Below are 14,765 nucleotides of genomic sequence, written 5' to 3'. Positions count from 1 at the left end.
GGTTGGTGGAGTTGATTCGGGGGGCGTTTCGGGAGCGGGGGGAGTGGTTTGAGTAGGTGGAAGGTCGCGGCCAGCGTCGGCTTATGAATTGGTTGTGCATCACCGGAAAAAAACGGAGATATACAAAGCTTGAAGATGTTGACGCTGGTCGCAAATTGAATTTCAACTAACTAGTGAAGTTGAAATTATCCATGTCGAGGCCTCTGGTGTGGTGAGAGAAAGTGAAGTGTGTAATTCTTTTTGCTGTGTGTTTTATGTTGTTTACGTCATTGCTGTTCGGTTCTTCTACGCCTAATAGTTGATCTCCATCGTAGAAATAAAAATCGGATATGCCCTGCCATTTATCAAACCAAAAAGATACCGTTGAGCACGGTGTGTTCGGCGAGATTTTGATTTCTTGAACTGTGCCGCCGTCCCACTTTAGGTAAAGGATATTTGATTCGATTTTGCCAGGGATGTCTGGCGGGTTTTTTTTGCGGATTTCCACAACGCCGGTTCCTGAAAGAAATTCTACTTTCAGTATTTTCGTTGTGATGCTTTGTCCAGCAATAATAGTCGTTTCCGTCTCTGTTTCGAAATCTTCATTGACAATCACTGTGTGTGACATGGCAAACGCTCCTGTTTATTGGGAACTGCGTTGCGATTAAAATCCCGCTGCTTGAATCTGTCACCTGTCAGTTCTGACAGGTGACAGCGTTTTTTCGACAAATGGCAGTTTCAATCTTGATCTTTTACGAGCGTCTTTGTGAGTGCCTCGTTCGTGAATAAGTAGTCGCTGCCTGAGGTCAAGGTCCAGGAGAAATTAAGAAGATATTTTGAACGCCGAAAAATTAAAAAAAGAACTGCAGCCTGCAGTATTTGGTTGATAGGTTTACCTAAAAGCGCAATGGAGGTAAATCAATTTCCAAGAAATTTCAGGGTGCGTTATTTGTTGATATTTGAATATTGTTTTATGGCTCTATGTATCTGTCAAATTTCATATGGTCGATCCAAATTTCTCCTTCGCTGTGAATGATTTCGATGTGTGTGATTAACAATAGGTTTGCTACAAACATTTGAGCGGTAGTTGAGGATCCTAGTACGTCTGAAGTGAGTAGGACGTTATCTTTGTAAATGTTTACAGTGTGGGGTGGTGCAACGCTGCAGCGGTACCAGAAAGTTAGCTTTGTGAATGCGCTGTCAGGTTTTATGATGATGTGTTGAGCTCTTCCGAGTTCTCCTTTATTGATTATTAGAACTTTATTTTCAAGCTTTCCAGGTTCGGGGTCGCCTAGGTATTTGTTTATAGAAATTTCTCCTGTTCCCGAAAGAAACTTCACATTAAAGGCGGGAAGCTGAAAGTTTTCCCCTGCTAGAATGGACCTCACCGGTTGATTTTCAAAGTCCTCTTCAGGTAACGCGGGTTGATCCGCGCCTACACTCATCTCCAACGGATAAGAACTCCCCAACAACACATCCGCCCGCCGAATGTTGTAATCCACCGTAACCCTGCCGCCAATATTCCTGGTCACATACTCTTTAGGCACGGTAAACACCACGGGTTTGGCCGCTGTAGCGGAGGTCAGCGTCACGGAGTCGCTCGTAGTGCCACCAACTTGCGAACCCCGCCAGTTCATATTCACCACATCCTGCACCAGAGTGCCGAGGTACGGCGCCCTCACCACGGCTCCGCTCGGAGCGACTACGTCCGGATCGAGCACGCCGTTGGCTTCACCGTCCACTTTAGGCTTCTCGAACTGCGCCCCGGCCTGACCCACTTGCATGATGAACGCCTCTGACTCGCGTACGCTCACCACACCTGTGTCACCGTCATTGACGACGTAATAGACCTTGACCCGCAACCCGTCGAACCGGCGGATGTCGGCGTTGCTCACACTGCGCAGCACCGGTTGGCCTTCGGGAATGTTGCCGACCGTACGCTCGTCCTGGAAGAACGCGGGGTTGTTCGGGTCGAGGCTTAACCAGTACAGGGTCAGCAGGTCGCTGGGTTTGCGGCCGGCGTACGAGCGGATCTCCACGTTTGCCCAAGGGGTGTCAGGCGGCAGATTTCCGCCGGGGGCTTCCAGTACTGTCGGCGCGGCCAGCCTGCTGATGTCGCCTTCCACCGTCACGCCGGCATTTTTCGACGCGCGGTCGGACTCACCGGCGCGCACACGTACATACCCCACCGAAGCACTGCCTTTGGCGATGGCCGCGACTGCCGCATTGGGGATGATGTAGTCCAGTTGAAACGGCACAAATGTCACATGCTGGATCGGTGGCTCGACGATGATTTGCGACCCTTCCGTGGGGATGCCGACCCAGGTCAGGCGTACTTGATCGCCCACGGCAAAGTCGGGCGCCGTGGTGTACACGCGCACGATAACGTCGCTCCCGGCGAGGTCTTTGAGATCCACGATATTGACGGGCAAGCCATTGACCAGCACCAGCGGTGCGGGTAACCGATTGCCGCCCAGGTCAACCGGTACACGGGTCATCGCCGACCATGGCGCGCGCGGGTCAGAAAAATTCCTGACCCAGTCCACGGGCTGAAAACCAACATGCACGCCCGGGCCATCGCCCGCTTTCTCGATCAATGCGCGACTGAAAACCACATCGAGCGGATGAGCACCCGGATTAGTGGCCTGCTGCTGCGTGACCACCTGCTCGATCTGCTCCGACCCCCAGCGGCCGATGATGCGGTCGTTCTCGGCGATGTGCGGATACGGCGCGATGCGCATCGTCACCCCTTTGGCCGGCAGCGTTGGATCGACATCGGTGATGTCGAGGGAATACTTCAATTCGGAATGGCCGGGTATGTCGGGCTCTTTGTCGTAGTCACCGGGGCGGGTGAACTTGGCCAGCAGCTTCAACGCTGGCGTCGAATCCTCCGGGCTCTGGTTTTTGCGGGTGACCCGGTAGAACACCGGCTCGATGACACCCTCGGGCACCTGCGCCTTGGGGATGGTGAGCAGCACGTCCTTGTCCACTTCCGAAGTTTGGGTGAGGGTCCGGCTCACGATCGGCGTGGTGGCATTGCCAAAGAACAGATCGACCCGGTCACCGACCGCCATGGTCAGCCAGGCGCGGAGGATGCACAGTAAATCGTCTTCCACGGCGCGGATGGGTAGACCACCGTCGTAGGCGCCGGGAGGGTCGAGGGTCGTCATCGCCGGAAAGTACGGCAGTCTCAGGGCCTGAGGAATGACAGCTTGAGTGATTGGAACCGGTTGGCTGGTCATGGCAACGCTCCATCGTGTTTGGGCCGGGTTCGGCTCGGGTCGACGGGGTTATCACACGGCTTTTTGGTGGGGCTGGCTACTGTCAGAAATTACAGGTGCTAGGGGTTTTCGGACGAGTGGTGGGGGCAGGGCGCCTCTTTTTTGGGGAACAGCGCATTCCAATGTGGGAGCCGGGCTTGCCCGCGAAGGCGGGGTGTCAGGCACTGAAAATGTTGAAAGTGCCGCCGCTTACGCCGGCAAGCCCGGCTCCCACGGGGGTTGGTTTGGATTTGGCTTTGCGAGCATCACGCCTCGCATTGTCTGGTCAGTCTGAGCCTTTTAAACGCTTGCGTTTAAATGACATCGCTCGACATGTCTTGCAGGCTACGCATTCTTGCGCCGCTGCCTACGCATGCGCCAGAATCCGCCGGCTTGTGCGCCTGTGGTGCCGGTTTTATTGTTTTCCGGTCGCTGAATACATCAGCGATCGGGTTTAGCGACCCGGCTTATCTCAGTGCATCAGCGTTCAAACTTCGTTGTGGGACTATTTTGCCTGCAACTCTGTTATGGCGGCTGTATGTGGGAGACCTTTGGGTCTACCGGGGTGCCTGAGACCGGTTCGCTAACCTGCGTACAGCTGCCACCTTCACTTGTTTAGCGACAGGGCGAAAAGTGGCTCCAACATCTCAGGAGCTTCACCATGATCAAACCAACACCCAATCCGCCAGACGAAACCCCCACCCCTGATAACACCTCGCCCTACGAATCCGCCGATTCGAAAAGACTCCACGAAGCCGCCGAGCGCGCGCTCGACCACTACCTCAATCCCCCCAGAAATCCCGACGCGAAACGCAAACGCGGCCCGATGTACGCCATCGACCCGGACTACACCAGCGAAGAACTGCTGGCCAACGTCAGCGAAACCCTGGGCTCGGCCAAAACCATCTCGCTCGACTTCGCTGGCATGCTGCCGCCACCACACCGCCGGACGCTGCTGGGGATTGCGCAGTTGGTGATGCTCAGTGAACTGGCGGTGAATCGGGTGCTGGATACGATGGAGTTGCCGGGCTGAGAGGTGATCGTCCTCTCACTGTTGATCTCTGAGGACTTGCTCGCGAAGCGGTGTATCGGGCACTGAATGTGTTGAAAGTGCCACCGTCTTCGCGGGCAAGCCCACTCCCACAATGGCAACATATTCCAACGTGGGAGCCGGGCTTGCCCGCGAAGGCGGTGTGTCAGGCACTAACGATGTTGAAAGTGGTTTAGAGTGTTCGGCCACCTCTCGATCACGGACGAATCGCCATGCCAGACCACAATCCCGACATTCACCTCGAACGCTTCAACGAATCCCACCTCGAAGGCGTCGCCGCGTTGTACAACGACCCGACCGTGGCGCGGCAGGTGTTGCAGATGCCGTTTCAGTCGATTGAGGTCTGGCGGCAGCGGTTGTTGGCGGACAATGAGCGGGCGGTGAAGCTGGTGGCGCTGCATCAGGGCGTGGTGATCGGCAATCTGGGGCTGGAGGCGTATGCGCGGATGCGCCGCAGCCACGCCGCGAGTTTCGGCATGGGCGTGGCGACGGCGTGGCAGGGCAAGGGCGTGGGGTCGACGCTGTTGGCGGCGGCGCTGGACGTCGCCGACAACTGGATGAACCTGCACCGGATCGAGCTGACGGTGTACGCCGATAACGAGGCGGCCATCGGCCTGTATCGCAAGTTCGGCTTTGAAACCGAAGGCCTGTTTCGCGATTACGCGGTGCGCGACGGGCAGTGGGTGGATACGCTGAGCATGGCCCGTCTGCGTCGTCCACCCAAGGCCTGAGTCAGTCGCCCAGGGCGAACGCCACCGCCGCCTGCGCGTGCAGTTCGGTGGTGTCGAGCAGGGGCAGGGCGCTGTGTTGCGGTTTGATCAGCAGGCCGATTTCCGTGCAGCCGAGAATGATCGCCTGGGCGCCGCGAGCGGTCAGCGATTTGATCACCCGTTGGTAGGTCTGGCGCGAGCTGTCGCTGATGATGCCGACGCACAGTTCGTCGTAGATGATCCGGTGCACGGCCTGGCGTTCTGCTTCGTCCGGCACCAGCACGGTCAGGCCCCGGGCGATCAGACGTTGTTTGAGGAAATCCTGTTCCATGGTGAACGCGGTGCCGAGCAGGCCGACCGTGGGTGCGTCGATGGCCAGCGCGGCTTGGGCGGCGGGTTCGGCGATGTGCAGAAACGGGATGTCGATCGCTGCCTGAATCTGCTCCGCGACCTTGTGCATGGTGTTGGTACACAGCACCACGCATTCGGCGCCACCGGCCTGGAGCCGGCGCGCAGCGTCCACCAGAATCGCCGCCGCATCGTCCCAGCGCCCGGCGTGCTGGGCCTGTTCGACAGGCCCGAAGTCGACGCTGTACATTAGCAACCGCGCCGAACGCAGCGGCCCGAGGCGGTCGCGGACCTGTTGGTTGATCAGGCGATAGTATTCGGCGCTGGACTCCCAGCTCATGCCGCCGATTAGGCCGATGGTGCGCATGGCGTGCTCCTGTTTTGATGGCTTGCGTGGGGTGAGTGTCCCGTGAATTGTCGATTCGTTCTATCAGGAAATTTCACATGCCCGGCGTGCTGAGCCACAGCCTGCTGGACGGTCAACTGTGCCTGCACCTGCTGCCGCGCGCGGCCTACAGCGCACGGGATCCGCTGCAATGGCAGACGCTGGGCATGACCCTTGAACGTCAGCAGGGTGTGCATGCGATTGGCTCTGACCGGCGCGTGGATTTCGACACCTTGCCCGGTGTGCTGGCGCAGACGCCGGCGGGGGTTGAGGTGTTTTCCGAATCGGCCGAGGGCGGCGAGTACCTGGCGCTGCGACTGGCCCCGGCGTTGGTTGAGCAATGCTTGCCGATGCTGGATCGACGCGTGCAGCAGGCGGGGCACCGGCGGGGGTTGAAGCTGGCGCAGACGCTGCGCCGGTTGATGCTCGATCCGCATCCGGATGGCTTGGCGATCGAGCAATGTGCGTTGGGCTTTGTGGCGCTGGGGCGTTCTGTGAAGGCTGATGGCGGCGGGGCGATTTCAGATGCGTTTTTGCGGGTGCTGGAGCGGATTACCGGGGAGTTCGATCAACCGCTGACCCTGGCGCAACTGGCGCAGACCTATGGCGAAAATGAACTGCGTCTGTTGCGGGATTTTTCTCGGTTCATGGGGGTTACGCCGCATGCTTATCTGGTCGAGGTGCGGTTGCAGGCGGCTCGACGGTTGATTGAGAGCAGTGACCGGGCGCTGGCGCAGATAGCGCTGGAGGTGGGGTTTGCGCATCAGTCGCACATGGGGAGCGCGATGCGCCGGCAGTTGGGGATGACGCCTGGGGCGTATCGGTTGCGGTTTTAGTTTTTATGAGGGGGGAAAATCAAGATCAAGAGCCCCCCTCATCGCAACGCCGCCCCCCTCACATCTCCAGGTTGACCCACCCCGGCCGCGCCTCCTCGGGCGCGACCGCGTTCACGGTCTTGCCCGTTTCCAGCTCCACCCGCCGCGCCACCTCCGGGTCATCGGCAAACGGCGTCAGACTGGCATCTTCCAGACTCTGCGCCGTCTCATGGCGCAGGCAGTACTCCACCGCCAGCCACAGAAACACCACGCCCAATCCATTCAAAAACATCTCCATCATCGCCTCCCGGCCTCAGGCAATCTGCGCATCACGATGCGCCAGCGCCACATCCGCGACCCGCACTGTGCGCCACACGTTGTAGGCCATCAGCAACATGCCGCTGAGGAAAAACACCCCGCCGGCAAAGCGCACGATGAACCCCGGATGACTGGCCTGCAGCGCCTCGACGAACGAGTACGTCAGCGTGCCGTCCTCGTTGATCGCCCGCCACATCAGGCCCTGGGTGATTCCGTTGACCCACATCGAGGCGATATACAAAACGGTGCCGATGGTCGCGAGCCAGAAGTGCAGGTTGATCAGCGGCGTGCTGTGCATCCGTTCGCGGCCGAAGACCTTGGGCACCATGTGATAAGTCGCGCCGAAGGTGATCATCGCCACCCAGCCCAGGGCGCCAGCGTGGACGTGGCCGATGGTCCAGTCGGTGTAGTGGGAGAGGGCGTTGACGGTTTTGATCGCCATCATCGGGCCTTCGAACGTCGACATGCCGTAGAACGCCAGCGACAACACCAGGAAGCGCAGGATCGGGTCGGTGCGCAACTGATGCCAGGCGCCGGACAAGGTCATCATCCCGTTGATCATCCCGCCCCAGCTCGGCGCCAGCAGAATCAGCGACATCGCCATGCCCAGCGACTGCGCCCAGTCCGGCAGCGCGGTGTAGTGCAAATGGTGCGGGCCGGCCCAGATGTACAGGGTGATCAGCGCCCAGAAATGCACGATCGACAACCGGTACGAATACACCGGCCGGTTGACCTGTTTCGGCACGAAGTAATACATCATCCCGAGGAACCCGGTGGTCAGGAAGAAACCCACCGCGTTGTGCCCGTACCACCACTGCACCATGGCGTCGGTGGCCCCGGAATACACCGGATACGACTTGAACCAGTCCACCGGAATCGACAGGTGATTGACCACGTGCAGCATGGCGATCACCAGGATGAACGCGCCGAAGAACCAGTTGCCGACGTAAATATGCTTGGTCTTGCGCTGCACCACGGTGGTGAAGAACACCACGGCGTAGGCGACCCAGACCACGGCCATCCACACCGCGCCGGAGAATTCGATTTCGGCGTATTCCTTGGTGGTGGTGAAGCCCAGCGGCAAGGTGATGAACATGATCACGATCACCGATTGCCAGCCCCAGAAGGTGAAGGCGGCGAGCTTGTCTGAATACAGCCGCACCTGACAGGTGCGCTGCACCGCGTAGTAACTGGCGGCGAATTGCGCGCTGCCGGCGAAACCGAAAATCACCAGGCTGGTGTGCAACGGCCGCAGCCGGCCGAAGGTGGTCCACGGCAGGTCGAGGTTCATTTCGGGCCATACCAGTTGCGAGGCGATCCATACCCCCATCGCCATGCCCACGACACCCCAGAAAACAGTCGCAATGACGAATTGACGGACGACCTTGTAGTTATAAGCCTGTCCGATTGTTGCTGTGCTCATGGTCAGTTCATCCACGGTTGCAAAGTCTTGCCAGGCCACCCGGTCTGGCATGGGTTGCACTGTAGGAATCCCGTCGGAAACAAAACAGGCTCAGGAAATGTTCATTTATGCGGATCAGATAGGTGCGCTTCCTGCGGCTATCTGCCGCGTTCTGATACGGTTTTTATGGTTTCAGGTGAATCTGTAATGGGCTGCGCCGCACAGTCATAGTGCCTTCAGGAAAACCAAAAAACTGTGGGAGCGGGATTGCTCGCGAATGCGGTGTGTTGACTGACACACCGCATTCGCGAGCAATCCCGCTCCCACAGAACAAACACCTGATGAGGTAGCAGTGGCATGTATCAGTACGACGATTACGACCGGGCGCTGGTTTTCGAGCGCGTTGCGCAGTTTCGCGATCAGGTCGAGCGCTTCATGGCCGGAGAATTGAGCGAAGAGGAGTTTCTGCCGCTGCGTCTGCAAAACGGCCTGTACATGCAAAAGCACGCTTACATGCTGCGGGTGGCGATCCCTTACGGCACCCTGAGCGCCGAACAGATGCGCACCCTGGCGAGCATCGCCAGTGATTACGACCGGGGCTACGGCCACTTCACCACCCGGCAGAACATGCAGTTCAACTGGATCGAGTTGCACGAGGTGCCAGACATTCTCGAACGCCTGGCGCAGGTCAACATGCACGCGATCCAGACCTCCGGCAACTGCGTGCGCAACATCACCACCGAGGCGTTTGCCGGGGTCGCGGCGGACGAGATGATCGACCCGCGTCCGCTGGCGGAAATCCTCCGGCAATGGTCGACGATCAACCCGGAATTCCTGTTCCTGCCGCGCAAGTTCAAGATCGCCATCTGCTCGGCCAGGCAGGACCGCGCGGCGATCATGATGCATGACATCGGCCTCTATCTTTATCCGGGCCGCGACGGCCAGATGCTGTTGCGGGTGATCGTCGGCGGCGGGTTGGGGCGTACGCCGATTCTTGGTTTGCAGATCCGCGACGGCTTGCCCTGGCAACACTTGCTGTCCTACGTCGAGGCGGTGTTGCGGGTCTACAACCGCCATGGTCGACGCGACAACAAGTACAAGGCGCGGATCAAGATTCTGGTCAAGGCGCTGGGGATCGAGGCGTTCGCCAGGGAAGTCGAGGCGGAGTGGCAGCACCTCAAGGACGGCCCGGCGCAGTTGACCGAAGCCGAGTATCAGCGGGTCGCCAGTGCTTTTGTGCCGCCGGCCTACGACAGGCTGACGGCGACCGATCTGGACTTCGGCACGCGCCTGAGCGAGAACCCGGCGTTCGCCCGCTGGGTCGCGCGCAACGTGCAACCGCACAAGGTGCCGGGTTATGCCAGCGCGGTGCTGTCGACCAAACCCGGCATGGACGCCGCGCCGGGCGATGTCACCGGTGTGCAGATGCTGGCGGTGGCGGATTGGTCGGAGCAGTTCGGCTTCGGCGAAATCCGCATCGCCCACGAGCAGAACATCGTGCTGCCGGACGTGCCGAAATCCGCGCTCCACGCCCTGTGGCTGATGGCGTGCGAACAAGGCCTGGGCAGCGCCAACGTCGGTTTGCTGACCGACATCATTGCCTGCCCCGGCGGCGATTTCTGTGCGCTGGCCAACGCCAAGTCGATCCCGATTGCGCAAGCGATTCAGGCGCGTTTCGAAGACCTCGATTATCTGCACGACCTGGGCGACATCAGCCTGAACATTTCCGGCTGCATGAATGCCTGCGGGCATCATCACATCGGCAACATAGGCATCCTTGGCGTCGATAAGAGCGGCAGCGAGTGGTATCAGATCACCCTCGGTGGCGCGCAAGGCAAAAACAGTGCGCTGGGTAAAGTGATCGGCCCGTCGTTCAGCGCCGCCGAAGTGCCGCAGGTGATCGAACGAATCATCGCCACCTTCGTGCGTTATCGCGAGAGTGAGGAATTGTTTGTCGACACCCTGGCCCGCATTGGCCTGGAACCCTTCAAGGAACGGGTCTACCCGAAAATGCTGGAGGTGTCGGCATGAACAATCTGTTGCGGTTGGAGCAGGGTGTCGCGCGGATCGCGGTCGACGATCCATGGACATTGGTCCGCGAACCTGAGCAGGAGAGGCCGGCGGGGCTGCTGATCCTGCCGCTGGCCCATTGGCTGGAGTCGCCCTCGACCCACGCGGTCTGGCTGGGGCCGGACGATGAGGTCGACAGTCTGGTGCCGTGGCTGGCGTCGCTGCCGCTGATTGCCCTCGACTTTCCGAGTTTTCGCGACGGTCGCGCGTACAGCCAGGCCTATCTGCTGCGCAGTCGCTTGGGGTGGACGGGAGAGTTGCGCGCCATTGGCGATGTGCTGCGCGATCAGCTCAGTCATATGCGCCAGTGTGGCTTCGACAGCTTTGCCGTGCGCGAAGACAAGTCCGCCGAGGACGCGCTCAAGGGGCTGGCCGGGATGAGCGTGTTGTACGGGCGCTCGGTGATTGAGCCGCGTCCGTTGTTTCGGCGGCGCTGATCTTTCACACAAGGGAAACCCCTACAGCCCACGTCATTCGCGGATTTTTCCTTGGGTCGATGGTGGCCTTTTGGTAGAGTCCTTCGCGCCAGCGGGTTTTCGGCTGGACGATGGAATCGAAGAAAGGAGTCTGGGCTGTGACTGCGGGCAAAAAGATCTTGGGCCTCACGGCGTTGCTATTGATGCTGACGCTGTGGGCCAGCTACTTCTATGTATTCAAGGAAAACCGCGACGGCCAGCTCGGCGGCGCCAGCGAAAGCACTGCCTGGTGCGGTACGCCGCCCAACGGCGAAGCGGCGCTGCTGGGCAAGGACCAGTTGACCTTGCGCATCACCAACAACCTGCGCGGCGAGTTCATGCTCAGCGGCTCGGTGCTGGTGTCCGAGCGCACGTTCAACCGCTACGACCTGGGCCGCAATGAACTGCGCCTGCGCCTGGAGCCGTTGCAGTGGTCCTACGGCGTCACCCCGATCTTCCTCGAGCAAGTGAAGATCCAGCCACTGAGCCGCAACCTCGCGTCCGCCAACAAAAGCGCCTTCGCTGAACTGGAACCACGACCCATCGGTGTGCAGGGGCGGGTCACCGAGTTTCCGTTCGACACTTACCGCTACGGCTACAAGCCGGTGCTGTATTACCTCAAGGGCAGCGAGCGCATCGATCTGCGCTTCAAGAACATCACTACGTTGATGGAGATGTCCAACACCTTCACGCCGATCCAGAAATACAACCGTGTCGAGTACATCGACGAGAAAAACTCGATGATCCGCGACGAGGACTACAAGGCCTACGGCGCCCATGAGTGTGCGTTCAGTGTCGAGCGCAAGGGCTCGTTCAAGGTGGTCGTGCTGTTGTTGCTGCTGGTGTTGTGCCTGCCGTTGCTCCACGTGTTCTATCGCGATGAGCCGGGGATCGACTTCCTGGCGACGCTGGTGGGGATTGGCGTGGTGCGGGTGCTGCTGGTCGGGCCGGTGCAGGACTTCCAGTTGTACAACATCGATTTCCTGTTTGGCGCGGCGATTCTGCTAGTGGGATCGGTGTCGCTGATCAAGGCGATGCGGGCCAATAGCCGGCGGGAGATGGCGTTGAAGAGCGGGGCGACGTCTTCCTGGTGATCGAGTGTGGCTTGAAAAGCCCCTCACCTTAACCCTCTCCCAGGCGGAGAGGGGATTGACCGGGTTGTCTTGTGTCATGCGCCGACCTGAAAGAACCGGTCGATTATGGATTCAAGGACAATCGTTCAGGTCGGCAAATTTCTCCAATATCCCCCAATCAGCTCCCTCTCCCCTTGGGAGAGGGCCAGGGTGAGGGCAGCAATTCCCAGCCGGTCACCCGACCCGAATTCCCCACGTCCATCCCCGCACGGAAAATCCGTGATTTTTGTGGTTTCTGATCGCAAACCCCAAGGTTTTAGCTATACCTGTAATTCCTCCCCACGCAACACTGATTGGGCCTTCTGACAGGAGTTACAGCATGAAGCTAGCAGTGATGATGAGCACGTTGTGCATTGCCACTCTCGGAGTGGTGGGCTGCTCCAGCAAAACCGTCTCTCCCGAGGAATATTCCGGTTTCCTCAAAGACTACAGTCAGCTCAAGGAGGCCAAGTCGCCTTCCGGTGCCGAGGTCATGCGTTGGGTAGATCCCAAGGTCGACATCAACAAATACAGCAGCGTCTACATCGAACCCACCCAGCTTTACCCCAAACCGCAAGCGACTGTGAAAATCCCGCAGCAGACCCTCAACGGCATCACCAGCTACTACGATCAGGCGCTCAAGCGTGAAATCGGCAAGTCATTGCCATTGGCCACCGGCCCGGGGCCGGGCGTGATCGTGGTGCGTGCGGCGATCACTGCCGTGAGCAGCTCGACCGAGGGCCTCAAGCCGTATGAAGTGATTCCGATCGCACTGGTGGCGGCGGCGGTCACCACCGCGAGCGGTTCTCGCGATCAGGAAACCACCCTCGCCACCGAGGCCGTGTTCCTGGATGGCGGCAACAACAAGGTCGTGGCCCAGGTTGTGCGCAAGGGCACCGGCAAACCGTTGGAAAACGACTCCCAGGTGATGAAACCGTCTGATGTCAAAGGCGTGATCGATGGCTGGGCGGCGGACATGCATCAGTCCTATCTGAAACTCAAGGCCAAGTGACTGGCTGAGGCGCTTGCCTCTTCGCGAGCAACCCCGCTCCCACAAAACCTTTGTGGAAGCGGGGTTCGATTCACTGAGACTCTCAAGCCATTTCAGTGTTTTTTCGCCTCTCGGATCCGCTGCTCCTGTTCGCGCAGTTCCGGGGTGAATTCGGCGCCAAACTCTTCTGCCGAGAAGACCTGGCGGATTTCGATTTCGGCCTCGGTGCCCGGCATCGGATTCGGGCAGCGCTTGACCCACTCGATGGCTTCTTCCTTCGATTTCACCTCCCAGATCCAATAGCCGGCGATCAATTCCTTGGTTTCAGCGAAAGGGCCGTCGATCACCGTGCGTTTTTCCCCGGAGAACCTTACGCGAGCCCCCTTGCTGCTGGGATGCAGGCCATCGGCGGACACCAGGATGCCGGCCTTGGCCAGTTCCTCGTTGTAGTTGCCCATCGCGGTCAGCAGTTCTTCGCTGGGCATGGCGCCGGCTTCGGAATCGGCGCTGGCTTTGACAATGATCATGAATTGCATGGTGGTTCTCCGCAGGCGTGTAAGGGATTCACTGCTTAGTCGAACGGGCAGGACTTGAATCGACAGGGCCTTTAAATAAAAGATGCAGACCCGCGTTTTAACAAGCATCGCCTCCATACGGAATGTGTCCGCCATGCCTACCCTTGAACTCACGACCCTGATCCCCGCGCGCACCCCGAGCGAGGTGCTCGACTTCTGCCTGGAGGGCATCAACTTCCCGAAGATTTTCCCCGAGCGCGTCACGCCGCTGGGCGATATCGACCTGGGCCGGCTGCGCATCGAGGCCGGCCGGCAGTTTCGGTTTCGGCACTGGATGTTCAACCTTATCCCGTCGAACTGGACGGTGGTCATTCGTGAGGTCAGCGACAGTCACTTCATCGATGAAATGCTCAAGGGGCCGCTGCGTGCCTTTCGTCATGAACATCGGGTGGCGGCGGGAGAGGGCGGTACGCTTTACACCGACCGGGTGACGTACTCGGCGATTGGCGGGGCGTTCAGCGAGGCGTTGCTGGTGAACGGCTACATGCGGCGGATTTTCGAGGCGCGGCACCGCAACATGCTGCAACTGCTCAAATAACCCTGCTGATTCAGGTTGTATCCAGTTTTGTCTTCCGGAGCATGACAATTTCAGTTCAGGCATAGGTCGTCGGACAATTTCGTGGTTAACTTCGGCCTCTTGCGTGATTTTCAATAAAACAACGTTCAGAAGGATTCCGTTCATGGCTCAAGTCACCCTCAAAGGCAACCCGGTTCAAGTCAACGGCCAGTTGCCACAAGCCGGTTCCCAGGCACCAGCCTTTTCCCTGGTTGCCGGCAATCTGTCCGACGTCACCCTGAAAGACTTCGCCGGCAAGCGCAAAGTGCTGAACATCTTCCCAAGCGTCGACACCCCGACCTGCGCTACCTCCGTGCGCAAGTTCAACGCCCAGGCCAACGACATCGCCAACACCGTGGTGCTGTGCATCTCCGCTGACCTGCCGTTCGCCCAGGCCCGTTTCTGCGGCGCCGAAGGCCTGGAAAACGTACAGAACCTGTCGACCCTGCGCGGCACCGAGTTCATCCAGAACTACGGCGTTGCCATCGCCGACGGCCCGCTGAAAGGCCTGACCGCCCGTGCCGTCGTCGTTCTGGACGAGAACGACAAAGTGCTGCACAGCGAGCTGGTCAAGGAAATCGCTGAAGAGCCGAACTACGAAGCAGCCCTCGCTGTTCTGAAGTAATCCGCTTTCTCAAACAGCGTTTTTACAATTGTTAACGGCCTGGCCCTGTCCAGGCCGTTTTCATTTGTGTATCAGTGTCTTGCCTCACACCTTGAAACGTAAGTTGAAGGTAA

General features: G+C 59.1%; 15 protein-coding genes. 9 read left to right on the top strand and 6 right to left on the bottom strand.

Going from position 1 to position 14,765, the window contains the following annotated elements; all coding sequences use genetic code 11:
• Positions 1–166: 166 nt before the first annotated feature.
• The gene (locus tag KVQ74_RS18030; protein ID WP_217832531.1) at positions 167–607 is read right to left on the bottom strand and encodes a hypothetical protein; all 441 of its coding nucleotides are present in this window, start codon (positions 605–607) and stop codon (positions 167–169) included.
• A 343-nt stretch (positions 608–950) separates the two neighbouring features.
• Positions 951–3,221, bottom strand: coding sequence for a hypothetical protein (locus KVQ74_RS18025; protein WP_217832530.1), 2,271 nt, complete (start codon positions 3,219–3,221; stop codon positions 951–953).
• A gap of 679 nt (positions 3,222–3,900) precedes the next feature.
• Here KVQ74_RS18025 and KVQ74_RS18020 point away from each other — a divergent pair.
• Positions 3,901–4,272 (top strand): DUF6124 family protein, encoded by a 372-nt coding sequence (locus tag KVQ74_RS18020; protein WP_217832529.1) that lies wholly within the window; start codon positions 3,901–3,903, stop codon positions 4,270–4,272.
• A 230-nt stretch (positions 4,273–4,502) separates the two neighbouring features.
• Positions 4,503–5,021: a GNAT family N-acetyltransferase gene (locus tag KVQ74_RS18015; protein ID WP_217832528.1), complete on the top strand. Its 519-nt coding sequence runs from the start codon at positions 4,503–4,505 to the stop codon at positions 5,019–5,021.
• A 1-nt stretch (position 5,022) separates the two neighbouring features.
• Here KVQ74_RS18015 and KVQ74_RS18010 read toward each other — a convergent pair whose 3' ends face one another.
• The gene (locus KVQ74_RS18010) at positions 5,023–5,715 is read right to left on the bottom strand and encodes an aspartate/glutamate racemase family protein (protein ID WP_217832527.1); all 693 of its coding nucleotides are present in this window, start codon (positions 5,713–5,715) and stop codon (positions 5,023–5,025) included.
• A gap of 77 nt (positions 5,716–5,792) precedes the next feature.
• On the opposite strand from KVQ74_RS18010, the gene KVQ74_RS18005 reads away from it, so the two are divergent.
• Positions 5,793–6,569: a helix-turn-helix domain-containing protein gene (locus KVQ74_RS18005; protein ID WP_217832526.1), complete on the top strand. Its 777-nt coding sequence runs from the start codon at positions 5,793–5,795 to the stop codon at positions 6,567–6,569.
• A 58-nt stretch (positions 6,570–6,627) separates the two neighbouring features.
• Here the strand turns inward: KVQ74_RS18005 and KVQ74_RS18000 are convergent, their stop codons facing one another.
• Positions 6,628–6,849: a cbb3-type cytochrome c oxidase subunit 3 gene (locus KVQ74_RS18000; protein ID WP_217832525.1), complete on the bottom strand. Its 222-nt coding sequence runs from the start codon at positions 6,847–6,849 to the stop codon at positions 6,628–6,630.
• Between the two features lie 12 nt (positions 6,850–6,861).
• On the bottom strand, positions 6,862–8,289 hold the full coding sequence (gene ccoN / locus KVQ74_RS17995) for a cytochrome-c oxidase, cbb3-type subunit I (protein ID WP_217832524.1): 1,428 nt from the start codon (positions 8,287–8,289) through the stop codon (positions 6,862–6,864).
• Positions 8,290–8,625: 336 nt separating this feature from the next.
• Here ccoN and KVQ74_RS17990 point away from each other — a divergent pair, with 336 nt between their 5' ends.
• The 4 genes from KVQ74_RS17990 to KVQ74_RS17975 all read left to right on the top strand — a co-directional run bounded on the left by KVQ74_RS17990 (position 8,626) and on the right by KVQ74_RS17975 (position 12,917).
• Positions 8,626–10,299, top strand: coding sequence for a nitrite/sulfite reductase (locus KVQ74_RS17990; RefSeq protein ID WP_217832523.1), 1,674 nt, complete (start codon positions 8,626–8,628; stop codon positions 10,297–10,299).
• The gene (locus KVQ74_RS17985; RefSeq protein ID WP_217832522.1) at positions 10,296–10,775 is read left to right on the top strand and encodes a DUF934 domain-containing protein; all 480 of its coding nucleotides are present in this window, start codon (positions 10,296–10,298) and stop codon (positions 10,773–10,775) included. Before KVQ74_RS17990 ends, KVQ74_RS17985 begins: the two co-directional genes overlap by 4 nt.
• Before the next feature lie 137 nt (positions 10,776–10,912).
• The gene (locus KVQ74_RS17980; RefSeq protein ID WP_217832521.1) at positions 10,913–11,887 is read left to right on the top strand and encodes a hypothetical protein; all 975 of its coding nucleotides are present in this window, start codon (positions 10,913–10,915) and stop codon (positions 11,885–11,887) included.
• Positions 11,888–12,245: 358 nt separating this feature from the next.
• Positions 12,246–12,917: a DUF3313 domain-containing protein gene (locus KVQ74_RS17975; RefSeq protein WP_217832520.1), complete on the top strand. Its 672-nt coding sequence runs from the start codon at positions 12,246–12,248 to the stop codon at positions 12,915–12,917.
• A 92-nt stretch (positions 12,918–13,009) separates the two neighbouring features.
• Here the strand turns inward: KVQ74_RS17975 and KVQ74_RS17970 are convergent, their stop codons facing one another.
• Positions 13,010–13,432, bottom strand: coding sequence for a YciI family protein (locus KVQ74_RS17970; protein ID WP_217832519.1), 423 nt, complete (start codon positions 13,430–13,432; stop codon positions 13,010–13,012).
• A gap of 133 nt (positions 13,433–13,565) precedes the next feature.
• On the opposite strand from KVQ74_RS17970, the gene KVQ74_RS17965 reads away from it, so the two are divergent.
• Together KVQ74_RS17965 and tpx are read left to right on the top strand one after the other, a co-directional pair.
• The gene (locus KVQ74_RS17965) at positions 13,566–14,009 is read left to right on the top strand and encodes an SRPBCC family protein (RefSeq protein WP_217832518.1); all 444 of its coding nucleotides are present in this window, start codon (positions 13,566–13,568) and stop codon (positions 14,007–14,009) included.
• Between the two features lie 142 nt (positions 14,010–14,151).
• Positions 14,152–14,652, top strand: coding sequence for a thiol peroxidase (gene tpx, locus KVQ74_RS17960; protein WP_217832517.1), 501 nt, complete (start codon positions 14,152–14,154; stop codon positions 14,650–14,652).
• The last annotated feature ends 113 nt before the right edge of the window (positions 14,653–14,765 follow it).

The sequence above is a fragment of the Pseudomonas botevensis genome, assembly GCF_019145475.1.
In the GTDB taxonomy this organism is placed as follows: Bacteria; Pseudomonadota; Gammaproteobacteria; order Pseudomonadales; family Pseudomonadaceae; genus Aquipseudomonas; species Aquipseudomonas botevensis.
This window is presented reverse-complemented; position numbering and strand designations above follow the sequence as displayed.

Coding starts and splice junctions, on each gene's coding strand:
- KVQ74_RS18030 (WP_217832531.1), bottom strand. CDS start 607: ATGTCACACACAGTGATTGTCAATGAAGATTTCGAAACAGAGACGGAA.
- KVQ74_RS18025 (WP_217832530.1), bottom strand. CDS start 3,221: ATGACCAGCCAACCGGTTCCAATCACTCAAGCTGTCATTCCTCAGGCC.
- KVQ74_RS18020 (WP_217832529.1), top strand. CDS start 3,901: ATGATCAAACCAACACCCAATCCGCCAGACGAAACCCCCACCCCTGAT.
- KVQ74_RS18015 (WP_217832528.1), top strand. CDS start 4,503: ATGCCAGACCACAATCCCGACATTCACCTCGAACGCTTCAACGAATCC.
- KVQ74_RS18010 (WP_217832527.1), bottom strand. CDS start 5,715: ATGCGCACCATCGGCCTAATCGGCGGCATGAGCTGGGAGTCCAGCGCC.
- KVQ74_RS18005 (WP_217832526.1), top strand. CDS start 5,793: ATGCCCGGCGTGCTGAGCCACAGCCTGCTGGACGGTCAACTGTGCCTG.
- KVQ74_RS18000 (WP_217832525.1), bottom strand. CDS start 6,849: ATGATGGAGATGTTTTTGAATGGATTGGGCGTGGTGTTTCTGTGGCTG.
- ccoN (WP_217832524.1), bottom strand. CDS start 8,289: ATGAGCACAGCAACAATCGGACAGGCTTATAACTACAAGGTCGTCCGT.
- KVQ74_RS17990 (WP_217832523.1), top strand. CDS start 8,626: ATGTATCAGTACGACGATTACGACCGGGCGCTGGTTTTCGAGCGCGTT.
- KVQ74_RS17985 (WP_217832522.1), top strand. CDS start 10,296: ATGAACAATCTGTTGCGGTTGGAGCAGGGTGTCGCGCGGATCGCGGTC.
- KVQ74_RS17975 (WP_217832520.1), top strand. CDS start 12,246: ATGAAGCTAGCAGTGATGATGAGCACGTTGTGCATTGCCACTCTCGGA.
- KVQ74_RS17970 (WP_217832519.1), bottom strand. CDS start 13,432: ATGCAATTCATGATCATTGTCAAAGCCAGCGCCGATTCCGAAGCCGGC.
- KVQ74_RS17965 (WP_217832518.1), top strand. CDS start 13,566: ATGCCTACCCTTGAACTCACGACCCTGATCCCCGCGCGCACCCCGAGC.
- tpx (WP_217832517.1), top strand. CDS start 14,152: ATGGCTCAAGTCACCCTCAAAGGCAACCCGGTTCAAGTCAACGGCCAG.